Consider the following 19,860-nt stretch of genomic DNA (forward strand, 5'->3'; position numbering starts at 1 on the left):
AAGGCCCTGGATAAGCTTGTCCAGCTTCCTACCTATTGGTAGGAAGCGTTATTCAAGCGCCAGGACATGCAATGACTTTTTCAGCCAGCGGCACACGATCCAACTTGCGGTTTGCCGCCTCACTCGCAGTGATCGGCGCCCTCGGCCCTTCAGCCGTCGACATGTATCTGGCTAGCCTCCCGGAAATTGCGCGTGAGTACGCCAGTTCCTATGCGAGCGTTCAGCTGACGTTGACGGTGTTTCTTCTGGCAATGGGGGCGGGGCAACTGGTATTTGGACCGGTGGTCGATACGCTTGGCAGGCGACGACCATTACTGGCGGGACTGCTGGTCTTCATCCTCAGTTCTCTTTTTGCAGCGGTCGCTCCGAGCCTGGAGTGGTTGTTGGTGGCACGCTTTATTCAAGGCATGGGCAGCGCCCTGACGCTGGTGGTCATCATGAGCATGGTTCGCGATGTCTCCGAAGGTGCACGAGCCGCGCAGATTTTCGCTTTGTTGATGACTATTGAAGGTTTGGCTCCGGTGATAGCCCCCGCCTTGGGGGGCTTTCTGAGCGTGCATTTCGGGTGGCGAGCAATCATGCTGGTGCTGGCTGTCCTGGGCGCCGCGGTATTGCTCAACTCGTTTCTGGCGCTCAAAGAAACCCTGCCCCCAGACAAGCGCGTTGCATGGCAGCCGCGCGCGATCATACGTACCTATGCGCACATCTCACGAGATCCGAACTTCCTGCGTCCGGCCCTGGCATTGGCGGCGGTGTTCTTCTTTCTCTTCGCCTACATTGGCGGCGCGGCGTTCGTCTATCAAACCCATTTCGGTTTGTCGGCAACGAGCTTTGGTTCGGTGTTCGGCGCCACGGGTATTGCGATCCTGCTCGGCGCCATCACGGCAGGCCGCTTGGTCAGTCGATTCGGCCTGAGCACACTCGCGCTGTTTGGCGCTGGATGCATGCTCATGGGGACATTGTTGACGCTGGTCTTTGCATTGAGCGAGCCACACATGATTGGGGTGGTTGCCGGCATGGGCCTCAGCCTCTTCGGATTAGGCATCTGCGAAACGACATTGATGTCGCTGGCCATGGCCTCCCAGGAGCGTGCGCTGGGTTCGACGGCAGCGTTGCTTGGTGCCTTTCAGTTGGTTATTTCCTCTTCCTCCACGCCATTGGCTGGGGCTGCAGTAGAGCGGGGTGTTGTTGAATGGGCGCTGTTACTGGTGCTGTCGGCCTTGTTGGTCTGGGGCCTGACGTGGCTCACCACGCGACGTGCCGATGCTGCCTCAAACAGTGTGACTGAGCACTGAGTCCTTTTTATGAGTCAGGGGAAACGATGTAATGAAACAGCTCAGCCCTTCGGCCAGTAACATTTGCTTCGTCGCGGTCGAACATTTTGCCGATCATGGGTACGACGCCTCGTCCCTGAACGAAATCGCTGTCAGGGCAGGCATGCGCAAGGCGTCGCTTTATGCGCACTTTGTCAGCAAGGATGAACTGTTTCAGACGGTCTTCGAGATTGCCCTGGAACACGAGCATCAGTACATCGCAAGATGCTTTAAGGAGGAGGCCGGGCACATGGGGGTACCCGGACAATTGCATCTTGAGCGGTTGATCGGACGATATGAAGTGTCGGCGCATCTACGTTTTCTATTGCGCACGGCCTACTTTCCGCCAGCGGATATCCGGACAGTCATTACGACGGGATTTGAGGCCTATCTGGCAAGGATTCGCCAGTACTTCCAGAGCGCAGCGCAAGGCAAATACATGTCGGCGGCGGTGCAACCTGACGAGCTTGAGGTGTTCTGCGACGCCTACCTTGGCATCGTCGACAGCCTGCATGTGGAGCTTATTTATGCTACGCCGCAGGGTTACGTCAAACGGCTTGCTGCCTTGTCGCGAGTCTTCAGTGATTCCCTGTCGATGCTCGAAGGTGCAAGCCGTGGTGGAGTGCGGTTCGTTCGGTAAATGCCGTTGTGCCAAAGTTCGTAATCACACTTCAGGCAAGGTCGACCCGCCATCGACAACGATTGTCTGTCCGGTGATGTAAGTCGCCAGATCAGACGCGAGAAAAAGCATTGCGCCGGCAATATCCTCTGCGGTGCCGAGTCGCCCCAGCGGCACTCGGCTTGCGATGTCACTGTTGACTTGGCCGTCGCCAAGATTGTCCATGGCGGGTGTTGCAATCATCCCAGGCTCGACGCCATTGACGCGTACACGGTAGCCGGCCAGCTCCAGAGCGGCATTGCGAATAAAACCATTGACCCCGGCCTTCGATGCCGCGTAGTGACTGAGCCCTGGATAGGCGACCCGCGGACCGGTGACTGAGGAGGTAACCAACACGCAGCCACTGCCCTGACGTTGAAACATCGGCAAGGCCGCCTGGGTCAGCCAAAACAGTGCCGAGAGATTGACTGCCAGCGTGCGATCAAGAATGGAGCGCGTAATCTCAGCGAACGGCGTCAACGGAAAGTAGCCAGCGTTGTGTATCAGAATATCCAGCCGCCCCCAATCTCGTTCTAACCCCTGAACCAGTTCGAATACCGCTGTGGCATCGGCCAGATCAATGTCGACGGCCTCGACCTGACACGCTCGCGTAGTCAAGGCTGTGGCGAGCGACTGCGCTTGAGCCAGACGTAGGTCAGCGATCATCACTCGGGCGCCGCGCACCGCGAATGCCTCGACGATTGCCTGACCAATACCTTGCGCGCCACCGGTCACCAGTACCGTTTTCCCGCTGAAATCGAAGTCTTCAAGCATTAGCGGTCTCCATGTGGGCGTAGGCCAGCGTGGGCACATCGACGATGCTCGAACCACCGTCGGCGACCACGGTCGCACCGGTGATGATCGAAGCGTCTGGGCTGGCCAGGAAGCGACAAACCCTGGCGATTTCTTCGGCGCTGGCGGGCCGTCGTAATGGAACGTCGGCGCACACTCGGGCATAGGCTTGCTGCAGTGTGTCGCCATAGAAACTCATCAATGGCTGCATTTCCTCATCGGCCATCGGTGTGGTGACCCACCCAGGGCAAACAGTGTTTACGCGTACGCCGCGTGGACCGTAGTCCCTGGCCAGTGAGCGGTTGAGTCCCAGCAGTGCGTGTTTGGCGGTGGTGTAGCCGCAGACCTCGGGTCCTGCGGCCAGTGAGGCTATGGAACCGATCAGCACGATGTTGCCGGTACGTTCGATCAGCAATGGCAGGCAGGCCCTGGCACTGTAGAACGCGCTGTCCAGATTGCTGCGCAACGAGGCTTCCCAGGTTTGCGGACTGGTCTGGGTGGCGCTGCCCATGCCATGACCGCCGGCGCAAGCCAGCAGCACGTCGAGTCGACCGTAGTGCTCACGAATCTGTGCGACGAAGCCTTCCCACGTGTCTGGACAAGCTGCATCGCCCACCAAGATCAGGCCGCCGGTTTCTTGGGCAACCTGTTCCAGAGGTTCACGACGGCGACCGACCAGCACCAGATTGGCACCTTCGGCTGCGTACAGCCGGGCGCAGGCGGCACCGATGCCCGTTCCGGCACCGGTGATGACGACGGTGCGAGGCTCATGCATCGGGATACTCCGTGCGGTTGAGGACCTGGCAGTAGGAGCTGACCGGAAAGTTCGACAACTCGTCGAAGGACGAGCCGGCATAACCGAAGATCTTGCCGTCGCTGCGGTGTTGTTGCAGGTCGATCAAAACCAGGCCGAGGGTTGGAATGATTTTTTCGCGCCAGACGAACAAGTACAGTTGATCGGCAATCTTGTAGTAGTGGCAACGGTCGGTATCACACAAGCCTTGCTCGACACCTTTGAGGCACTGCCAGGAGTAGAACTGATCGTTGAGGTAGATGTGCTCGTACACTTCGCTCGGACTGTAGCGATACATATTGCGCAACCCTGTCAGTTCATGGGTCGGCGCGTGGGGGCATTGGCCTTCCTGCCATGGGCGATCAAGGCTGCCATGCAGGAAATCCACTTCTACCGACGTCAGGGCCTTGCCGGCAAGTGCACGGCTGTAGAGTCCTTCCTGAGTTTGTTCCTGAGGCGGCATGCGTCCGATTACGGCGGTGAACGACGACGTGGTGGTATCCAATACCAGACTCACCGACCAGGCCTGACCGGCTTCGCGTTTAATGAAATCGACCAGATACAGACCCGGCCGCACTGAGGTGGCGCGGTACGAGGCAGACCCGCTGGAGTGACCGTCGGTGGCGTTCCAGTTGAGTACCTCTGTTTCAAATCGATGCTCGATCTGCCAGCCGTTGGCAAAGTACAGCGTGAAGGTCTTGCCGTTGAGGTCGGCCAGGTTGGGCAGAATAAAGGCCTCTGGGGCGAAACCGTCGGCGAGGGCACCTACGGTGATCCAGTCAGATTGTGTGGTCATTGCATTGCTCCGGTTGAAAGAAGTAACAACCTGGATCATGCCGTTGGGAAAGTGGCTCGCCTATCAACCAAATGGTTGAACAGGCTTAGAGAAACAGCATGCCAACCAACTCGGTTCGGCTGCTCACGCCCGTCTTGCGGAAGAGGTTGATCAGGTGGGTTTTGATGGTCGGCAGACCGACCTCCAACTCCAGGGCCAGTTGTTTGTTACTGGCACCCTGACGCAATAACAACGCGATCTGGCGCTCTTTCGGTGTCAGCCCGATCAGTGACTCTTCACAAGGCTGCATGTTGGCGACGGCCATTTGCAGCAACGACTGCAAGGCATTGAGCTGGGCCAATTGATCGGTGGTGAAAGCGCCTTGCTCCGCGGTGCGCAGCAATGAGATTGCAGCCTCAGGCCGGCCGGCGCGATGAGCGAGTATTTCCACCACATCGACAACTCCGTAGCGTTGCAGGAAGTCTCGATAGCGACGACTGTCACGCGCAGGCTGTCGGGCCATGGCGAAACCAAGAGGCACCACCGCCAGCCCACTCGACAGGCAATTGCTCGGTTGCAGCGGGTCAAATTGACGGTAGTTGTCCAGATAATCGCGATGCATCTCACCGCTCATGCAGTGCAACCGGAAGTCACGGGCTTGCAGTTGTCGGTCGACACAATAAAACGCCGCCTGACTGGCAGGAACGAGTTGAGTGAAAGCCTGCAGGCAATGGCCAGCGACTTCCTGAGCAGGGATGGCGTTCATGGTCAGTAACCTTCGCCAGAAAAAGCTGCCGGCAGGAGCCGGCAGCGGGGGTCGATCAGACGACAGCGAAATAGTGCTTCACAAAGCTTTCACTGACAACTTCCCAGAGCACAGGCGTGCCCTTGGTCACGAACCAGCTGTCACCGGACTTGTAGCGGGTGCTCTGACCGGTGGACTCGTCAGTCAGAACCACTTCGCCGGTGACCACGGTGGCTTGTTCTGAAAATGGGTAGACCATGCGGAATTTGCCTTGGGTGGTGCCGAAATAAGCGCTGCTGACCGGATCAGTCGGCGCGCCGAAGGTCATTTTGCCAAAGGCTTTTACTTCACCTTCGAGGATCTCAGAGCCGAGGTCAGCGACAGTGCCCCATGCATCGAGTTCGGACAGTTGGATGTCTTTCTTGAGAGTGGTAACGGGCATGGCAGTTCTCCTGTGAATGAAAGGGTGGGGCTCAACGGCGGCCGTTGAAATAGCCCGAGAGTTGATGAAGGCTTTTACCAGCCGTCAGCAGCAGCGGCCGGATGTGATCTTTGCCCATGATCTGTGCATGTTTGACCGAGCTGATCAGGTCATAGCGAGAAGAACCCTCGCTCATGCCCTCGGCCAATACCTTGCAGATAATGTGGCTTGGTGTGACGCCAAAGCCGGCATAGCCCTGGACATAAAATGCGTTGGGACGGCCGCTGAGCGTACCGATTTGAGGGAACAGGTTGGCGCCAGTCGCCATCGGGCCGCCCCAGGCCAAGTCGATTTTCACGTCTTTCAGGTACGGGAAAATTTTCAGCATCAGATTGCGGTTCCAGGCTTTCAGATCCAGAGGGATGTGCTCGACGAAGGGCGTCGCGGCACCAAAGAGCAGACGGTTTTCGTTGGTCACCCGGTAGTAGTCGATCACCGGTCGAATATCGCTGTAGGCGCCGCGTATCGGACTGATGCGGTTGATCATCTCGTCTGATAGCGGTTCGGTCATCAACTGGAAGGCATACGTATTCAGCGTGGTCTTGTGCAGCTCTGGTTCCAGTTTGTTGAGAAAACTGTCGCAGGCCCACAGCAACTTGGAGGCTTTCACAGAACCCCGTCCGGTTCGCACCGTGATGCGCTCGCCATAACTGACTTCCAGGGCCGGGCTGTGTTCGTAGATACGAACGCCATGACTGACCAGCGCCTTGGCTTCGCCCAACAGCAGATTCAGTGAGTGCACGTGCCCACCGCCCATGTGCAGTAAAGCGCTGGTGTAGGCGTCGGAGCCAATGATCTGCTTGACCTCGGAGCCCGCCATAAAGCGGATTTCGTCCTTGGTGTTGATCGACTTGAAGTCCTTTTCCCAAGCGCGTAGGGTTTTTTCCTGGCGGGCGTTGAAGCCCATGTAGCCATAGCCGTTGCAGAAGTCAGCATCGATCGAGTATTTGGCAATTCGATCCTTGATGATTCCGGCGCCCAGTTCACTGATTTCAAAGATCTGGCGCAGGCCTTCCTCGCCTACGTGTTTCTTGATCTTTTCCAGGTCGTGGCCGATCCCGGCCATGATTTGGCCTCCGTTGCGGCCAGTGCCACCGAAACCCAGATAGCGTGCTTCCAGCACCACGATATTGGTGATGCCTTTTTCAGCGAGCTCCAATGCGGTGTTGATGCCGGAGAAACCGCCACCAATCACGACGACATCCGCTTCCACATCCTGTTCAAGGGTCGGGAAGCTGAGATTGTATTTTTTGGTTGCTGAATAGTAGGTAGGCGTTTCGATATTGATCATGGCGCAGCCTGGAAAAGTGAAGGGAAACTCAACTGCAGGGCCTACAAGAAGCTCTGTACCCGTTGGGTGATATTAAGTGCCTTCCGACCGGTAGGTGTCTTGATTCTGTGTGCCGACGGTTTTGATCGTGGCTGCCAGAGCAGCGTCTGAATACGTATCCCAATCAAGTACGCCTAATTCTATGTCGCTGCTCAGAAGTAAAGCTGCGCGCATAACTGATCGGACGGTGATAGAGTTTGGTTAACCTATTAACTAGTTGTGAGTTCGAACTTCTCCGATGCCCAAGCCGCGCCAATCCTTGACTCTCGCATTGCTCCAGGCTCGCGAAGCCGCGATGGGTTTTTTCCGTCCCTCTCTGAATCAACACGGTTTGACCGAGCAGCAGTGGCGGGTCATTCGTATCCTTAGTCAACATGATGAGCTTGAGATCAATCGCCTGGCCGAGCTGGCGTGCATTCTCAAACCGAGCATGACCGGTGTGCTGGTGCGCATGGAGGCCGCCGGCATGGTTGTACGTCGCAAAGCGGAACAGGATCAACGGCGAGTATTGGTCCGTCTGGCCGAGAAGGGGGAGGCCTGCTTCAGCACGATGAGCCAAAGCATGGAAGCCAATTATCAGCGGCTGCAGGCCGGATTTGGCGAGGAAAAGTTGCAGGCGCTGCTGACGTTGCTCAACGAACTGAAAGCGCTCAAGCGCTAGTCAGGAGTGGTTACCTGACCAATCCCCCAGCGTTGCGCTGGGGTGGTCAGTTGTCGCCGAATGAGACGCGTCAGGCTTGGCCAATCCCCAGACACATGTACTTCTGCTCGATGTAATCATCGATGCCGTACTTTGAACCTTCGCGTCCCAGACCCGACTGTTTGATGCCGCCAAACGGCGCCACTTCGGTCGAGATCAATCCTTCATTTACACCGACCATTCCGTACTCCAGTGCCTCGCTGACGCGCCATGCACGCCCCAGGTCGCGGGTGTAGATGTATGACGCCAGGCCGAACTCGGTGTCGTTGGCCATTGCAATCGCCTCGGCCTCGGTCTCGAACCGGAACACTGGTGCCAACGGGCCAAAGGTTTCGTCGCGAGCGACGAGCATTTCCGGGGTCACATCTCCCAGAACTGTCGGCTGGAAGAAATTCCCCCCCAGCGCGTGGTTTTTTCCGCCGGCCAGCAAGGTGGCGCCTTTGCCCAATGCGTCGCTGATATGTTCTTCGATCTTGGCCACAGCCTTGGCATTGATCAGCGGTCCTTGTTGCGCGTGATCCACATCAGCGGCGCCGACCTTCAGTTGATTGACCGCAGCTACCAAGCGTCGGGTGAATTCATCGTAGACACTGTTCTGCACCAGGATTCGATTGGTGCAGACACAGGTTTGCCCACTATTGCGGAACTTCGAACCCATGGCGCCTTCGACCGCTGCATCCAGGTCGGCATCGTCGAACACAATGAAGGGTGCATTGCCGCCCAGTTCAAGGCTGACTTTCTTGATGGTCTCGGCGCATTGCGCCATCAAGGTTTTGCCGACACCGGTAGAACCCGTGAACGAGACCTTCTGAACACTTGGATTGCCGGTCAACTCGGCGCCGATTTCACGGGCTCGGTTGCCGGTGACGATGTTCAGAACACCGGCGGGGATACCCGCACGTTCACCCAGTTCAGCCAAAGCCAGTGCGGACAGCGGGGTTTCCGAAGCAGGCTTTACAACGACCGTGCAGCCAGCGGCCAATGCCGGGCCGACCTTGCGAGTAATCATTGCATTGGGGAAGTTCCAGGGCGTGATGGCAGCTACGACACCAATGGCTTGTTTGATCACCACCAGGCGCCGGCCCTGCTTGTCATGCGGGATCACATCACCGTAGATGCGCTTGGCTTCCTCGGCGAACCACTCGATGAAACTGGCCCCGTAGGCAATTTCGCCTCGGCTTTCGGCCAATGGCTTGCCTTGCTCCAGGCTGAGCAAACGGGCGAGGTCTTCCTGGTTGGCCATGATCAAGTCAAACCATTTGCGCAGAATGTTGCTGCGCTCCTTGGCGGTCTTGCCGCGCCAGGCGGGCAGGGCAGCTTGGGCCGCGGTAATGGCGCGGGCGGTTTCGGCCTGGCCGAGGGAGCTGACTTGGGCGATGGTTTCGCCATTCGCCGGGTTGGTCACTGCGAAGCGATTGCCGTCATCGGCTTCGAGCCATTTACCATTGATGTAAGCCTGTTCGCGCAGCAGTTTCAGATCGTTAAGTTTCATCGCACTTCTCAAAAAATCAGTACACGCCGCCGGAGCTGATGGGCGCCGGAGCATCTTTGAATTTAGCGGCGAGGGTTTGCAGACCACGCATCAGCACCGTGGTGTCGACACCGACTGCAACGAACGCTGCGCCTAGCTCTATGTAGCGCCGGGCGAGTTTTTCGTCGGCGCTGAGAATGCCTGCGGCCTTGCCGGCATTCTGAATCCGGACAATGGCGTCTTCGATAGCCGCTTGTACCTCGGGATGGCCCGGATTGCCGCGATGCCCCATGGACGCACTCAAATCTGCCGGGCCGATAAACACCCCGTCGACACCCTCGACCGCCGCAATGGCATCCAGGTTGGCCAGGCCTTCGCGGTTCTCGATCTGTACCAGCAGGCACATCTGCGCGTCGGCCTGATCCAGGTAGCCGGGAATGCTGTTCCAGCGCGATGCACGGGCCAACGCGCTGCCGACACCGCGTATACCTTGGGGCGGGTAGTGAATCGCGCGCACCAGTTCGTGTGCCTGCTCGGCGCTTTCAACCATCGGGACCAGCAGCGTTTGGGCGCCAATGTCCAGCACCTGTTTGATCAGCGCGGTATCACCGATCACCGGGCGGATGATCGCCTGGCTTGCGTAGGGTGCGACGGCTTGCAGTTGACTGAGCATGCCACGCAGGTCATTGGGCGCATGTTCGCCGTCGATCAGCAGCCAATCGAAACCGGCATTCGCCGCAAGCTCGGCACAGTAGGCGTCAGCCAGACCGAGCCAGAGGCCGATCTGTGCTTCGCCGGTTCTCAGACGTTGCTTGAAACGGTTGATGGGCATGTCCATAAAACAGTCCTCCGGGATCAAACGAAGCGGCAGGAGATGGAACCCAGCATGTCGTAATCGACATGGAAGGTGTCGCCGGGGTTGGCTGCCACCGGGCGGGTGAAGGAGCCGCCGAGAATGATCTGACCCGCTTCAAGGGTAACGTCGTATGCGGCCAGCTTGTTCGCCAGCCAGGCCACGCCTTTGGCGGGATGATTGAGCACTGCGGCCGAAACCCCTGATTCTTCGATCACGCCGTTGCGATACAACACGGCCGGCACCTTGCGCAGGTCGATCTCGGTCGGCCGCACGGCGCGACCTCCCATGACCACGCCAGCGTTGGCGGCGTTATCGGAAATGGTGTCGAACACCTTGCGCGTCGCTTTGGTCTGCGGGTCGACTTGCTGAATTCGAGCATCGATGATTTCCAGTGCCGGGATCACCCACTCGGTGGCGTCGAGTACGTCGAAGATCGTGCAGTTCGGGCCTTTGAGCGGCTTGCCTAGAATGAACGCCAACTCCACTTCCACCCGCGGCACAATGAAGCGCTCGAAAGGAATGTCGGTGCCTTCGTCGAAGAACATGTCATCGAGCAGGGCACCGTAATCCGGCTCGGTGATGTTTGAAGACACTTGCATGGCCCGGGACGTCAGACCGATCTTGTGCCCGACCAGCTTGCGCCCGTCCTTGATTTTCTGGGCGACCCAGGCGCGCTGGATGGCATACGCGTCTTCGATCGTGATATCCGGGTGATCGAGGGAAAATTGCCGGACCTGCTCCCTGGAGCGTTCGGCCCGGTCCAGTTGCGCAGCGGCTTGCAGGATTTGCTGTTGATCGAGCATGACGAAGATCTCTACTGTGGATTGACGATGGCCGCGTTGGTGCGCAGGACCAGGAAGCCGCCAAAGGCGATAAACAGCGCCAGCACATACAGGGCCAGGCTGGCGCTATGAGTGGTGTCGCGCATCCAGCCGATCAGGTAGGGCGCGAGGAACGACGCGATGCTGCCGAACGAGCTGATCATTGCGATGCCGGCAGCCTGGGTGGAGTTGGACAGAAAGGCTGGCGGCAGTTGCCAGAACATCGGCAATGCGGCACTGGCGCCCATCCCGGCGACGATCAACCCGGCCATCACCAGCAGCGGATTGCCCGGATCCAGGCCCGCCACGGCGATACCGGCGGCGGCCATCAGCAGCGGCACACAAAGGTGCCAGCGGCGCTCGCGGTTACGGTCGGACGAGCGTCCACAACCGATCATGAAGAAGCAGCCCGCCAGATAGGGCACGGCACTGAGCAGGCCGACCTTACCGTCGCTGCCAATTCCCGCACCGTGGATCAGCGTCGGCATCCAGAACGCCAGCGTGTTGACAGCCAGCATCACCGCGAAATAGATCGCCACCAGCAGCCAGACCTGCGGATCGCGAACAATCCCACCAAAGGAGGTGATGGATTTACGCTGTTCTTCGCTGCTCAGTTGCGCGCGCAGTTGTTGCTTCTGCATCGAGTTGAGCCACTTCACCGTTTCGAAGCTATCCGGCAGGCACTTGAGAACCACCAGACCCAGCAGGACCACTGGCGCACCTTCGATCAGGAACATCCACTGCCAGCCGCGCAGCCCACCGAAGTCATGGAGGTTTTCGAGAATCGCACCGGACAGTGGTCCGCCGATCACCCCGGCCATCGGCACGGCAATGGCGAACAACGCGGTGACTTGAGCCCGGCGACGCGCCGGGTACCAGCGATTGAGAAACACCAGAATCCCGGGAAAGAAACCGGCCTCTGCGACTCCCAACAGGAAACGCAGAACATAAAAACCGCTGGAGCTTTCGATCCACAACATGCTGGTTGAAAGCACACCCCAGACCACCATCAGGCTGGCGATCCAGCGTCGCGGCCCGACCCGGTCCAGGGCCATATTGCTCGGTACGCCGAACAGCGCGTAGGCAATGAAGAACAGTCCGGCTCCGAAGCCGTAGACGGTATCGCTGAAGTGCAGATCGGTACTCATCTGCATCTTCGCGAAGCCAATGTTGATCCGGTCCAGATGGGCGAACAGGTAACAGATCAACAGCAATGGCATCAGGCGCCAGGTAACGGTGCTGTGGGTTCGATCGTGCTCGGCAAGGGTGATGCTGTCAGCGGTATTGGCTGTGCTCATGATGTTGTACTTTTTGTCTGAGTGGCCGTTGGCGGAAGGAGGGCGTGAATCAGCCCGCCTGGTTCTTCAAGAAGGCATGTACGTTGTTCTGCTTGAAATTAAGTTCCGGGTGCAGTTCGATCATCTCGAACGACAGCGCCAGCAAGCGTTGCGACTGCAGCTCGGAAAAGTGTTCGGTGATCACCTCGAACAGCGCCTGGGCGACTGTCTGGCGGGTCGGCAGATCCCGGCCGTGACCGACCTTGAGGGTCATGTGGACGAAGGCGTAATCGTGCTTGCCATCAGCCATGCGCCAGGTGTCCAGGCGCACTCCGCGACTGCGAATGCCGCCCAGGGGAAACACGCCGCTGTCCCCCAGTACGTTGTGAACCTTTTCGAACAGTGCGGGCAAGTTCGCCTGCTGTTCGATGTTGTCGGTGTATTCGGCGATGAAATGCGGCATGTGAGTCTCCGGGGCGCCGGCAACCTTCAGGCTGCCCGCGAGCGAGTGTCAGAGGGGGAAAATGGCGTTGATCTGGCCCGTGCCGGAACTGCCGAAGAGTTCGGTCAGCACTTCCACCGGCTTGTTGTACTCGGGGCCGCCGAGTAGTCCGAGAAGCATCGCGGTGTCGTGCATCTTGCCTTCGCCGAAGCAATGCTCGGCGTAGTCCGGGAGCATCGCGCAGAACTCCTTGAAGCGGCCTTGCTTCCACATCTCGACCACGTGCAGGTCCATCTGCTTGTCGAATTCGCGGGTCCAGTTGTTGATGTTGGCTTCGGCTTCGCGGTTGTCGGAGAAACGGTGGGACAGCGAGCCCGAGGCCAGGACCAGCACCTTGCGGTCGCTCTTCTCGATGGCCCGGCGTACAGCGGCGCCGAACGCGAAGCTGTCTTCCAGTCGATGCCAGGCGCACCAGGCGGCGATGGAGATCACGTCGAACGTCTGATCATCGGGTACGCCCATGTGCATGTAACGCATCGGCACCAGGGTGCCGTATTCCAGCTCCAGGCTCGGGATGTTGTGGGCCATGGTGCGCACGCCGGCCTGATTGGCCTCGGCGGCGATCAGCTCGCCCAGCTCCGGACAGCCCGGGTACTCGTACTCCATGTTCTTGATGAAGTGCGGCAGCTCATTGCTGGTATAGATGCCCTTGAAATGCTCGCCGCAGTTGACGTGATAGCCGCTGTTGACCAGCCAGTGCACATCGAACACCACGGCGGTATCGGCACCAAGCTCGCGGGCGCGACGACCGATTTCTTTGTGCCCGGCAATCGCCGCTTCGCGACAACCGTGATGTTTGCCGGGCAGTTCCGACAGGTACATCGAGGGTACATGGCAGATCTTCGCGGCCAGGACGACTTCGCCCATGATGATTCTCCTGAATAATTATTTTTGTCTTGAACCCTGTTGTGGCGTGTTTACTCCCTCGCCACAGGTATCACTTCGTCACAGGTATACGGTTTACACGCCCCAACGCGGGATGTGATGACTGCCCATGGAGATGCAAACGTTCTTGATCTCTGCAAACACTTCAAAGCTGTACTGGCCGCCTTCACGACCGGTGCCGGAACCTTTCACACCGCCGAACGGCTGACGCAAATCCCGCACGTTCTGGCTGTTGATGAACACCATGCCGGCTTCGATGCCGTAGGCCAAACGGTGGGCTTTGCCGATGTCCTGGGTCCAGATGTAGGACGCCAGGCCGTATTCCGTATCGTTGGCCAGTTGCAGGGCCTCGGCTTCGTCCTTGAACGGGATCAGGCAGACCACTGGGCCGAAGATTTCTTCCTGGGCAATGCGCATCTTGTTGTTCACATCAGCGAACACCGTCGGCTGGATGAATTGGCCGCGGCTCAAGTGCTCCGGCAGGTTGGCCGGGCGTTCCAGACCACCGGCGAGGAGGGTGGCGCCTTCTTCGATACCGATCTTGATGTAGCCAGTGACCTTGTCGTAGTGGGCCTGGGTGATCATCGAGCCGACCTGGGTCTTCGGATCTTGTGGGTCGCCGACGATCAGGCGTTTGGCGCGGGCCGCAAACTCGGCGACAAACTGCGGGTAGACGCTTTCCTGGATGAAGATCCGGCTACCAGCGGTGCAGCGCTCACCGTTCAACGAGAAGATGGTGAACAGCGCCGCGTCGAGGGCTCGCTCAAGATCCGCGTCTTCGAAAATCAGCACCGGTGACTTGCCGCCCAGTTCCATGGAGTATTTTTTCAGGCCGGCGGTCTGCATGATTTTTTTGCCGGTGGCGGTACCGCCGGTGAAGGAAATCGCTCGCACGTCGGGGTGGCGGACCAGAGCGTCGCCGGCGGTGGCGCCGTAGCCCTGGATGACGTTGAGCACGCCCTTTGGAATGCCGGCTTCAACGGCCAAACGACCCAGCTCGTTGGCCGTGAGCGGCGACAACTCGGACATCTTCAGCACTGCCGTATTGCCCAGTGCCAGGCACGGCGCGGTCTTCCACGTTGCGGTCATGAACGGCACGTTCCATGGCGACACCAAGGCGCAGACACCGACCGGTTGATACAGGGTGTAGTTGAGCATCTGGTCGTCGACCGGGTAGCTGTGACCGTCCATGCGGGTGCAGACTTCGGCGAAGAAATCGAAGTTGTGGGAGGCGCGCGGGATCAACACGTTTTTGGTCTGATGGATCGGCAGGCCGGTGTCCAGGGTTTCCAGTTCGGCCAGGCGTGGCACATTCTGCTCGATCAGCTCGCCGAGCTTGCGCATCAGTCGGGCACGTTCTTTGGCTGGTGTATTGGCCCACTTCGGGAAGGCTTCCTTGGCCGCGGCTACAGCTTGAGCCACTTCTTCGGCGCCGCCGCTGGCGACTTCGCCGATCGCTTCACCGGTAGCCGGGTTGTAGTTGACGAATACGTCTTTGCTTTCGACCTCACGGCCGTTGATCCAATGTTTGATCATGTTGCTCAAACCTCTTTACGGGCGGAGAAAAATTCCGCTTCGCTGACAATTCGATTAACCAGGCGACCCACGCCTTCCACTTCCACAATCACTTCATCGCCTGGCACCACATCGGCCAGACCTTCCGGCGTACCCGTGGCGATCATGTCGCCCGGTTGCAGAGTCATGAAGCTAGACAGATATTCGATCAGGTAAGGAATGTCGAAAATCATGTCCTTGGTGCTGCCTTCCTGACGCAGTTCACCGTTGATCCAAGTGCGCAGCTTCAAGTTGCTCGGGTCCGGCACGTCGGCGACGTCGACGATCCACGGGCCGACGGGCGTCGTGGCATCACGGTTCTTCACTCGCAGGTTGGGCCGGTAGTAGTTTTCCAGGTAGTCACGGATCGCGTAGTCGTTGCACACCGTGTAGCCGGCCAGGTACTCCAGGGCATCCTCGCGTTTGACGTTGCGCGCCGGCTTGCCGATGACGGCCACCAGTTCACACTCGTAGTGCATGTAGGCGACGTTATCCGGACGCCAGGTGGTCTGGTTGTGGCCGGTGTAGGTGCCGTGGGATTTGATGAATGCCAGCGGTTCGGTCGGTGGCGTGAAAGCCAGTTCGGCGGCATGGTCGGCGTAGTTCAGACCCAGGGCGAACATGCTGCCGGTAGCCGGTGGCAGCCACTCAACCTGACTCTCGGTCAGCAGGCGGCCATCGGCCAAGCGCAGGGCGTTGTGCTCTTCGACATGGGCGAGGTAGATGTCGCCTTCAAAACGGATACGGGCGTGTTTCATGGAAGCTCCTGTTACTCGGCCACGATGTGGTTGACGAGGCGGCCCAGGCCGCTGATTTCGACTTCGACGGTGTCGCCGGGCTGGACATCGACACGGCCTTCAGGGGTGCCGGTGATCAGCACATCGCCTTCGTGGAGAGTCATGAACTCGCTGATCTCGGCAATCAGCTGGGGAATGCTGCGGACAAAGTTGGCCGTGGAGTTTTGCTGGCGCAGCTCACCGTTGACGAACAGTTTCAGGCTCAACTGATGCGGGTTGGCGACCTGGTCACGGGCCACCAGTTCCGGTCCAAACGAGCAAAAGCCGTCACGGCACTTGGCCTTGACCGCCGGACGGTAGTAGCTGTCTTCCGGCAGACTGAACTCATTGACGATGGTGTAGCCGGCCACATGCTCCAGCGCATTCTCGATGCTGACCCGGCTGGCGCTTTTGCCGATCACCACACCGAGTGCAGGCCCCGGTTGCAGGCGTTCACCTTGCGGATGAACCACGGCGCAGTCATGGGCATTGCGGGTATTGGGTGTCTTGATGAATAGCACCGGTTTGACCGGCGGTTTCTGGTAAGGCGCTTGCTCGAATTCGGCGATACGTTGGTTCAGCAACCCTTGATAGTTCAGCGCAACGCCGAACAGGGTGCCGTTCGCAACATCATGCAGGGCACGGCTCATGCTTTTCTCCTGGCAGTGGCGGAGCAGTGACTGCTTCGCGAAATATTCGTTAACCTGTTAACGTTATAATTAATATGTTAACCATCGTCAAGCGTGGCAAAATTCTCTGGCAGTGGTTGGCCGCCTGAAACCGGCGCAGGATGAAAGTCCTTGCACTGCCAACACCCAAACAAGAAAGAGAACCGAGCGATGATCGATCGTCAGCCGATCCCCAATATCAACATCGGACAGGTCTACGACCAACGCTACAGCGATGCCGAAGTGCACTACGACAAACTCGGCAACCTGGCGGAATTCTTCGGCCGCAACATGCCGGTGCATCGACATGATCGGTTTTTTCAGGTGCATTACGTGAAGAGCGGTGCGGTGCGGGTCTATCTGGATGACCAGCAATACCTCGAGTCGGGACCGATGTTTTTTCTCACGCCGCCGACGGTGGCTCATTCCTTTGTCACCGAAGCGGACGCCGACGGGCATGTGTTGACGGTGCGCCAGCAACTGGTCTGGCAGTTGATCGATGCCGACCCGAGTCTTGCACCTGGCTCGCAGTTGCATGCGGCTTGCGTGGCATTGGCGGGGCTGGCACCGCCATTTCAATCCGAGGTCAGGCGCCTGGAGTTTCTGTTCGAGGAACTGAGCAGCGAGATCAGCGCCGCTGGGGCGGGACGGGGTTCGGCTCTGGACAGCCTGACGCGATTGATCATGATCAGTCTGCTCAGGCTGTGCGCCAACTCCCTGGAAGCCCGCCCGGCGCGCCATGAAGACTTGCGGATCTTCCACCGCTTTAACGAGTTGATCGAAGACCATTACCTGCAGCATTGGCCGCTGTCGCGCTATGCCGACGGTATTGGTGTTACCGAGGCACGGCTCAACGACGTCTGCCGGCGCATTGCCGACCTGCCGTCGAAACGCTTGATCCTCGAACGGCTGATGCAGGAGGCCAAGCGCCTGTTGTTGTTCACCGGCAGTTCGGCCAATGAAATCTGCTACCAACTGGGCTTCAAGGACCCGGCCTATTTCAGTCGGTTCTTCCAGCGCTATGCGCAGATGACACCTGGTGAATATCGCCTGCGGCAGTCGGGTTTGCGCTGATGCAGCCATGTTCGCTTCTCGATAGGAGTCGAGTGTCTGTTGAGCAATCATGGCCGCAGTCGGCACCCTGAAAAATGGCTTTTACAGGGAACCGATTGCACTTTTCATGGACGGGTCACCACAAGGCCAGGCTGTAGCCGATGATGATCCGGTTTTCGTCTATATCGCTGGTCAGGCCGTTGCTCGAACGCAGAGTGGCATTGCGCAGCCGCACGTTGACGTTCTTCAGCGGACCGCTCTGCACGGTGTAGACCAGGTCGGTGTCGCGCTCCCATTCCCTTCCGTTGCTCACGCTGGCGGTCTGCACATGAGTGCCGTCGACATAGCGGGTCATGAATGCCAGCCCGGGCAGGCCGAGGGCCGCGAAGTTGTAGTCGTAACGCGCCTGCCAGGCGTCGGTCTCGGCCTTGGTGAAGACGTTGATGGTCACCAGGTTGACCGAATAGGGGTCCAGACCTGGAAAGGCGAAGTCGCCGTCACCAGAGAGGTTCTGGTAACCCAGGCCGAATTTATGGGCGCCCACCGACAGGCTCAACATGCCGTTGAAAAAACGGTTGTCGATCCTGCCGCCATCGACCCGGGATGCGCTGCGCAGTTCATGGCGGCCTTGCTCACGCGTATCGAAATAGCGCAGGTCGCTGCGCAGGCTCACACCTTGTGCCAAGGGCAGGTCATGCACGAGGCCGATAAAGTGCTGACGGTAGATGTCCTGCATCTGGGCGTAGTAATAGGTCGCAGCCAGGTGTGGATTGATCGCGTAGGTGCCACCGGCCAGATCGAGATGGCTGCTCTGGACGCCGGCGTAACTCATCTCATCGTTGCTGGAGGAATCTCGCAGGTTCTGTTTTTCCAGGCGGCCCAGATTCAGTGTCAGGCCGTCGACTTCCTGGGAGGTGACCAGCTCGCCGTTGTAGGTCGAGGGCAGCAGCCGGGTGTCGTTATAGGCAGCCACGGGCAATTGCGGTTGCAGGGTGCCGAGCTTCAGTACGGTCTTCGATGCGCGCAGTTTGGCGGTCAGGCCGAGTTCGCTGTAGCTGTCTTCCGGTTGCTGACTGGCACCAAAGGGCAGCAACCCGGTGCCGCGACGATCGCGACTGGAGTCAAGTTTGAGTCCCAGTTCGCCCAAGGCATCGACACCGAAGCCAACGATACCTTCGGTGTATCCCGACTCCAGGCGTAACACCAAACCCTGGGCCCACTCTTCGGCCTTGTTCTGCGTCGCGTTGCTCTGGCGAAAGTCCCGATTCATGTAGAAGTTGCGCAGGTCCAGGCTGGCTTTGCTGTCCTGGATAAAATCGGCGTGAGCGCTCAGGGGGCTAAACGCGGCGCACAGGGCAGCGCTTGCCGCCGTGCGAAGGAAGCACGAATGCATGAGGGGATTTCCTTTTGTTGTTTTTGTAGGTATCGCCCCATGATCAGTAGGGTTCGGCATATTGTTAACATGTTATCTTAAATGTGTGTAGCTTATTTTCTTTGTTTTTCCTATAAACATGGATGATGAATGATTGTTTTTTTACCTGAATCAGTTAATTCGTTTCTAGGTTAATAATATGGGTGCGGTGCCATGTTGCGTGGGCTCTGTGCCGACTCTAAGCTTCGAGGCTTCGACCTCTTTTTCCGCGTGAACCATGCCGACCCCCAGACCGTCCCTTACGCTCACCTTATTGCAGGCCCGCGAAGCGGCCATGGCATTTTTCCGGCCGTTGCTCAACGAGCATGACTTGACCGAACAGCAATGGCGGGTGATTCGCATCCTGCGCCAGCAGGGCGAACTGGAAAGCCATCAACTGGCTCACCTTGCGTGCATCCTCAAGCCGAGCATGACTGGCGTTCTGTCCCGACTGGAGCGCGACGGTATCGTCCGTCGCAGGAAGTCGTCGGAAGATCAGCGCCGGGTATTCGTCGCCCTCACCGAGCAGGGGCAGCAGTGCTTCGTCGACATGAGCGCGGGGATGGAAAGCAATTACCTGAAGATTCAGGAACAGTTCGGTGAGGAGCCGCTTGAGCAGTTGCTGGAACTGCTCAATAAGCTGAAGAACATCAAGCCCTGACCGACACAATGGTTGACCGGCTTCAGGATGCAGGTGCATCGGCGTTGCTGACGCTGATGCCGACAGAAGAGTTGCTTCAGAACGAGATCGACCTGCTGCCCGAAGAGTGCCAAATGCTCGGCATCGAGTGGTTTCACCTGCCAGTAGAAGATGATCAAGCGCCGGGTGAAGCATTCAAGGCTGCAAGGGCCAGCACTATCCGCGCCTGAAGCAATTGCTGACCGAGAGCGATGCCATCCGCGATGTTCAGTCGTTGCGTCTACGCGTCATTCAGCCTCCTGCCCATATCGAATACATCGGCCAATTCGACACCCAATTGAACTCCCGCTGACAACGAA

21 protein-coding genes and 1 pseudogene are annotated in these 19,860 nt (G+C 58.6%); 6 read left to right on the forward strand and 16 right to left on the reverse strand.

Annotated features, from left to right (window positions below):
• Positions 1–71 precede the first annotated feature (71 nt).
• Together ACI77H_RS16330 and ACI77H_RS16335 are read left to right on the forward strand one after the other, a co-directional pair.
• Complete coding sequence (locus ACI77H_RS16330; protein WP_407012773.1) at positions 72–1,295, forward strand: multidrug effflux MFS transporter; 1,224 nt, start codon at positions 72–74, stop codon at positions 1,293–1,295.
• A 31-nt stretch (positions 1,296–1,326) separates the two neighbouring features.
• On the forward strand, positions 1,327–1,953 hold the full coding sequence (locus ACI77H_RS16335; RefSeq protein WP_407012774.1) for a TetR family transcriptional regulator: 627 nt from the start codon (positions 1,327–1,329) through the stop codon (positions 1,951–1,953).
• A gap of 24 nt (positions 1,954–1,977) precedes the next feature.
• Here ACI77H_RS16335 and ACI77H_RS16340 read toward each other — a convergent pair whose 3' ends face one another.
• From ACI77H_RS16340 to ACI77H_RS16365, 6 genes are all read right to left on the reverse strand, one after another.
• Positions 1,978–2,745 carry an SDR family oxidoreductase gene (locus tag ACI77H_RS16340; protein ID WP_407012775.1) on the reverse strand — a complete coding sequence of 256 codons (768 nt, stop codon included), beginning with the start codon at positions 2,743–2,745 and terminating at the stop codon, positions 1,978–1,980.
• Positions 2,738–3,538, reverse strand: a complete 801-nt coding sequence (locus tag ACI77H_RS16345) for an SDR family NAD(P)-dependent oxidoreductase (RefSeq protein WP_407012776.1) — start codon at positions 3,536–3,538, stop codon at positions 2,738–2,740. Before ACI77H_RS16345 ends, ACI77H_RS16340 begins: the two co-directional genes overlap by 8 nt.
• On the reverse strand, positions 3,531–4,352 hold the full coding sequence (locus ACI77H_RS16350) for a molybdenum cofactor biosynthesis F family protein (RefSeq protein WP_407012777.1): 822 nt from the start codon (positions 4,350–4,352) through the stop codon (positions 3,531–3,533). Before ACI77H_RS16350 ends, ACI77H_RS16345 begins: the two co-directional genes overlap by 8 nt.
• A gap of 85 nt (positions 4,353–4,437) precedes the next feature.
• On the reverse strand, positions 4,438–5,097 hold the full coding sequence (locus ACI77H_RS16355) for a LuxR C-terminal-related transcriptional regulator (RefSeq protein WP_407012778.1): 660 nt from the start codon (positions 5,095–5,097) through the stop codon (positions 4,438–4,440).
• Between the two features lie 55 nt (positions 5,098–5,152).
• The gene (locus tag ACI77H_RS16360; RefSeq protein WP_407012779.1) at positions 5,153–5,518 is read right to left on the reverse strand and encodes a cupin domain-containing protein; all 366 of its coding nucleotides are present in this window, start codon (positions 5,516–5,518) and stop codon (positions 5,153–5,155) included.
• Positions 5,519–5,549: 31 nt separating this feature from the next.
• Positions 5,550–6,848, reverse strand: coding sequence for an NAD(P)/FAD-dependent oxidoreductase (locus tag ACI77H_RS16365; RefSeq protein ID WP_407012780.1), 1,299 nt, complete (start codon positions 6,846–6,848; stop codon positions 5,550–5,552).
• A gap of 277 nt (positions 6,849–7,125) precedes the next feature.
• Between ACI77H_RS16365 and hpaR (ACI77H_RS16370) the strand changes: the two genes are divergently transcribed.
• A complete protein-coding gene (gene hpaR, locus ACI77H_RS16370; protein ID WP_407012781.1) occupies positions 7,126–7,548 on the forward strand; it encodes a homoprotocatechuate degradation operon regulator HpaR in 423 nt (140 codons plus the stop codon).
• A 70-nt stretch (positions 7,549–7,618) separates the two neighbouring features.
• Here the strand turns inward: hpaR (ACI77H_RS16370) and ACI77H_RS16375 are convergent, their stop codons facing one another.
• The 9 genes from ACI77H_RS16375 to ACI77H_RS16415 all read right to left on the reverse strand — a co-directional run bounded on the left by ACI77H_RS16375 (position 7,619) and on the right by ACI77H_RS16415 (position 16,379).
• On the reverse strand, positions 7,619–9,079 hold the full coding sequence (locus tag ACI77H_RS16375) for an NAD-dependent succinate-semialdehyde dehydrogenase (RefSeq protein ID WP_407012782.1): 1,461 nt from the start codon (positions 9,077–9,079) through the stop codon (positions 7,619–7,621).
• 16 nt (positions 9,080–9,095) lie between these two features.
• Positions 9,096–9,896 (reverse strand): 4-hydroxy-2-oxoheptanedioate aldolase, encoded by an 801-nt coding sequence (gene hpaI / locus ACI77H_RS16380; protein ID WP_407012784.1) that lies wholly within the window; start codon positions 9,894–9,896, stop codon positions 9,096–9,098.
• Between the two features lie 17 nt (positions 9,897–9,913).
• Positions 9,914–10,717, reverse strand: a complete 804-nt coding sequence (gene hpaH / locus ACI77H_RS16385) for a 2-oxo-hept-4-ene-1,7-dioate hydratase (protein ID WP_407012785.1) — start codon at positions 10,715–10,717, stop codon at positions 9,914–9,916.
• A gap of 11 nt (positions 10,718–10,728) precedes the next feature.
• A complete protein-coding gene (locus tag ACI77H_RS16390) occupies positions 10,729–12,033 on the reverse strand; it encodes an MFS transporter (protein ID WP_407012786.1) in 1,305 nt (434 codons plus the stop codon).
• A 49-nt stretch (positions 12,034–12,082) separates the two neighbouring features.
• Positions 12,083–12,475 carry a 5-carboxymethyl-2-hydroxymuconate isomerase gene (locus ACI77H_RS16395; RefSeq protein WP_407012787.1) on the reverse strand — a complete coding sequence of 131 codons (393 nt, stop codon included), beginning with the start codon at positions 12,473–12,475 and terminating at the stop codon, positions 12,083–12,085.
• A gap of 48 nt (positions 12,476–12,523) precedes the next feature.
• Positions 12,524–13,381 (reverse strand): 3,4-dihydroxyphenylacetate 2,3-dioxygenase, encoded by an 858-nt coding sequence (hpaD, locus tag ACI77H_RS16400; protein WP_407012788.1) that lies wholly within the window; start codon positions 13,379–13,381, stop codon positions 12,524–12,526.
• 93 nt (positions 13,382–13,474) lie between these two features.
• A complete protein-coding gene (gene hpaE / locus ACI77H_RS16405; protein WP_407012790.1) occupies positions 13,475–14,935 on the reverse strand; it encodes a 5-carboxymethyl-2-hydroxymuconate semialdehyde dehydrogenase in 1,461 nt (486 codons plus the stop codon).
• 5 nt (positions 14,936–14,940) lie between these two features.
• A complete protein-coding gene (locus ACI77H_RS16410; RefSeq protein WP_407012791.1) occupies positions 14,941–15,711 on the reverse strand; it encodes a fumarylacetoacetate hydrolase family protein in 771 nt (256 codons plus the stop codon).
• 11 nt (positions 15,712–15,722) lie between these two features.
• Positions 15,723–16,379 (reverse strand): fumarylacetoacetate hydrolase family protein, encoded by a 657-nt coding sequence (locus ACI77H_RS16415; RefSeq protein WP_407012792.1) that lies wholly within the window; start codon positions 16,377–16,379, stop codon positions 15,723–15,725.
• 189 nt (positions 16,380–16,568) lie between these two features.
• Here ACI77H_RS16415 and hpaA point away from each other — a divergent pair, with 189 nt between their 5' ends.
• Positions 16,569–17,471, forward strand: coding sequence for a 4-hydroxyphenylacetate catabolism regulatory protein HpaA (gene hpaA / locus ACI77H_RS16420; RefSeq protein ID WP_407012793.1), 903 nt, complete (start codon positions 16,569–16,571; stop codon positions 17,469–17,471).
• Between the two features lie 115 nt (positions 17,472–17,586).
• Here hpaA and ACI77H_RS16425 read toward each other — a convergent pair whose 3' ends face one another.
• Entirely contained in the window at positions 17,587–18,843 is a 1,257-nt protein-coding gene (locus ACI77H_RS16425; protein WP_407012794.1) for an OprD family porin, read from the reverse strand.
• Positions 18,844–19,099: 256 nt separating this feature from the next.
• On the opposite strand from ACI77H_RS16425, the gene hpaR (ACI77H_RS16430) reads away from it, so the two are divergent.
• Both hpaR (ACI77H_RS16430) and ACI77H_RS16435 read left to right on the forward strand, forming a co-directional pair.
• The gene (gene hpaR, locus ACI77H_RS16430) at positions 19,100–19,522 is read left to right on the forward strand and encodes a homoprotocatechuate degradation operon regulator HpaR (RefSeq protein ID WP_407012796.1); all 423 of its coding nucleotides are present in this window, start codon (positions 19,100–19,102) and stop codon (positions 19,520–19,522) included.
• An 8-nt stretch (positions 19,523–19,530) separates the two neighbouring features.
• Positions 19,531–19,853 (forward strand): annotated as a pseudogene (locus tag ACI77H_RS16435) (hypothetical protein).
• Positions 19,854–19,860: the final 7 nt, after the last annotated feature.

This window comes from Pseudomonas sp. O230 (assembly GCF_045447035.1).
Lineage (GTDB): Bacteria > Pseudomonadota > Gammaproteobacteria > Pseudomonadales > Pseudomonadaceae > Aquipseudomonas.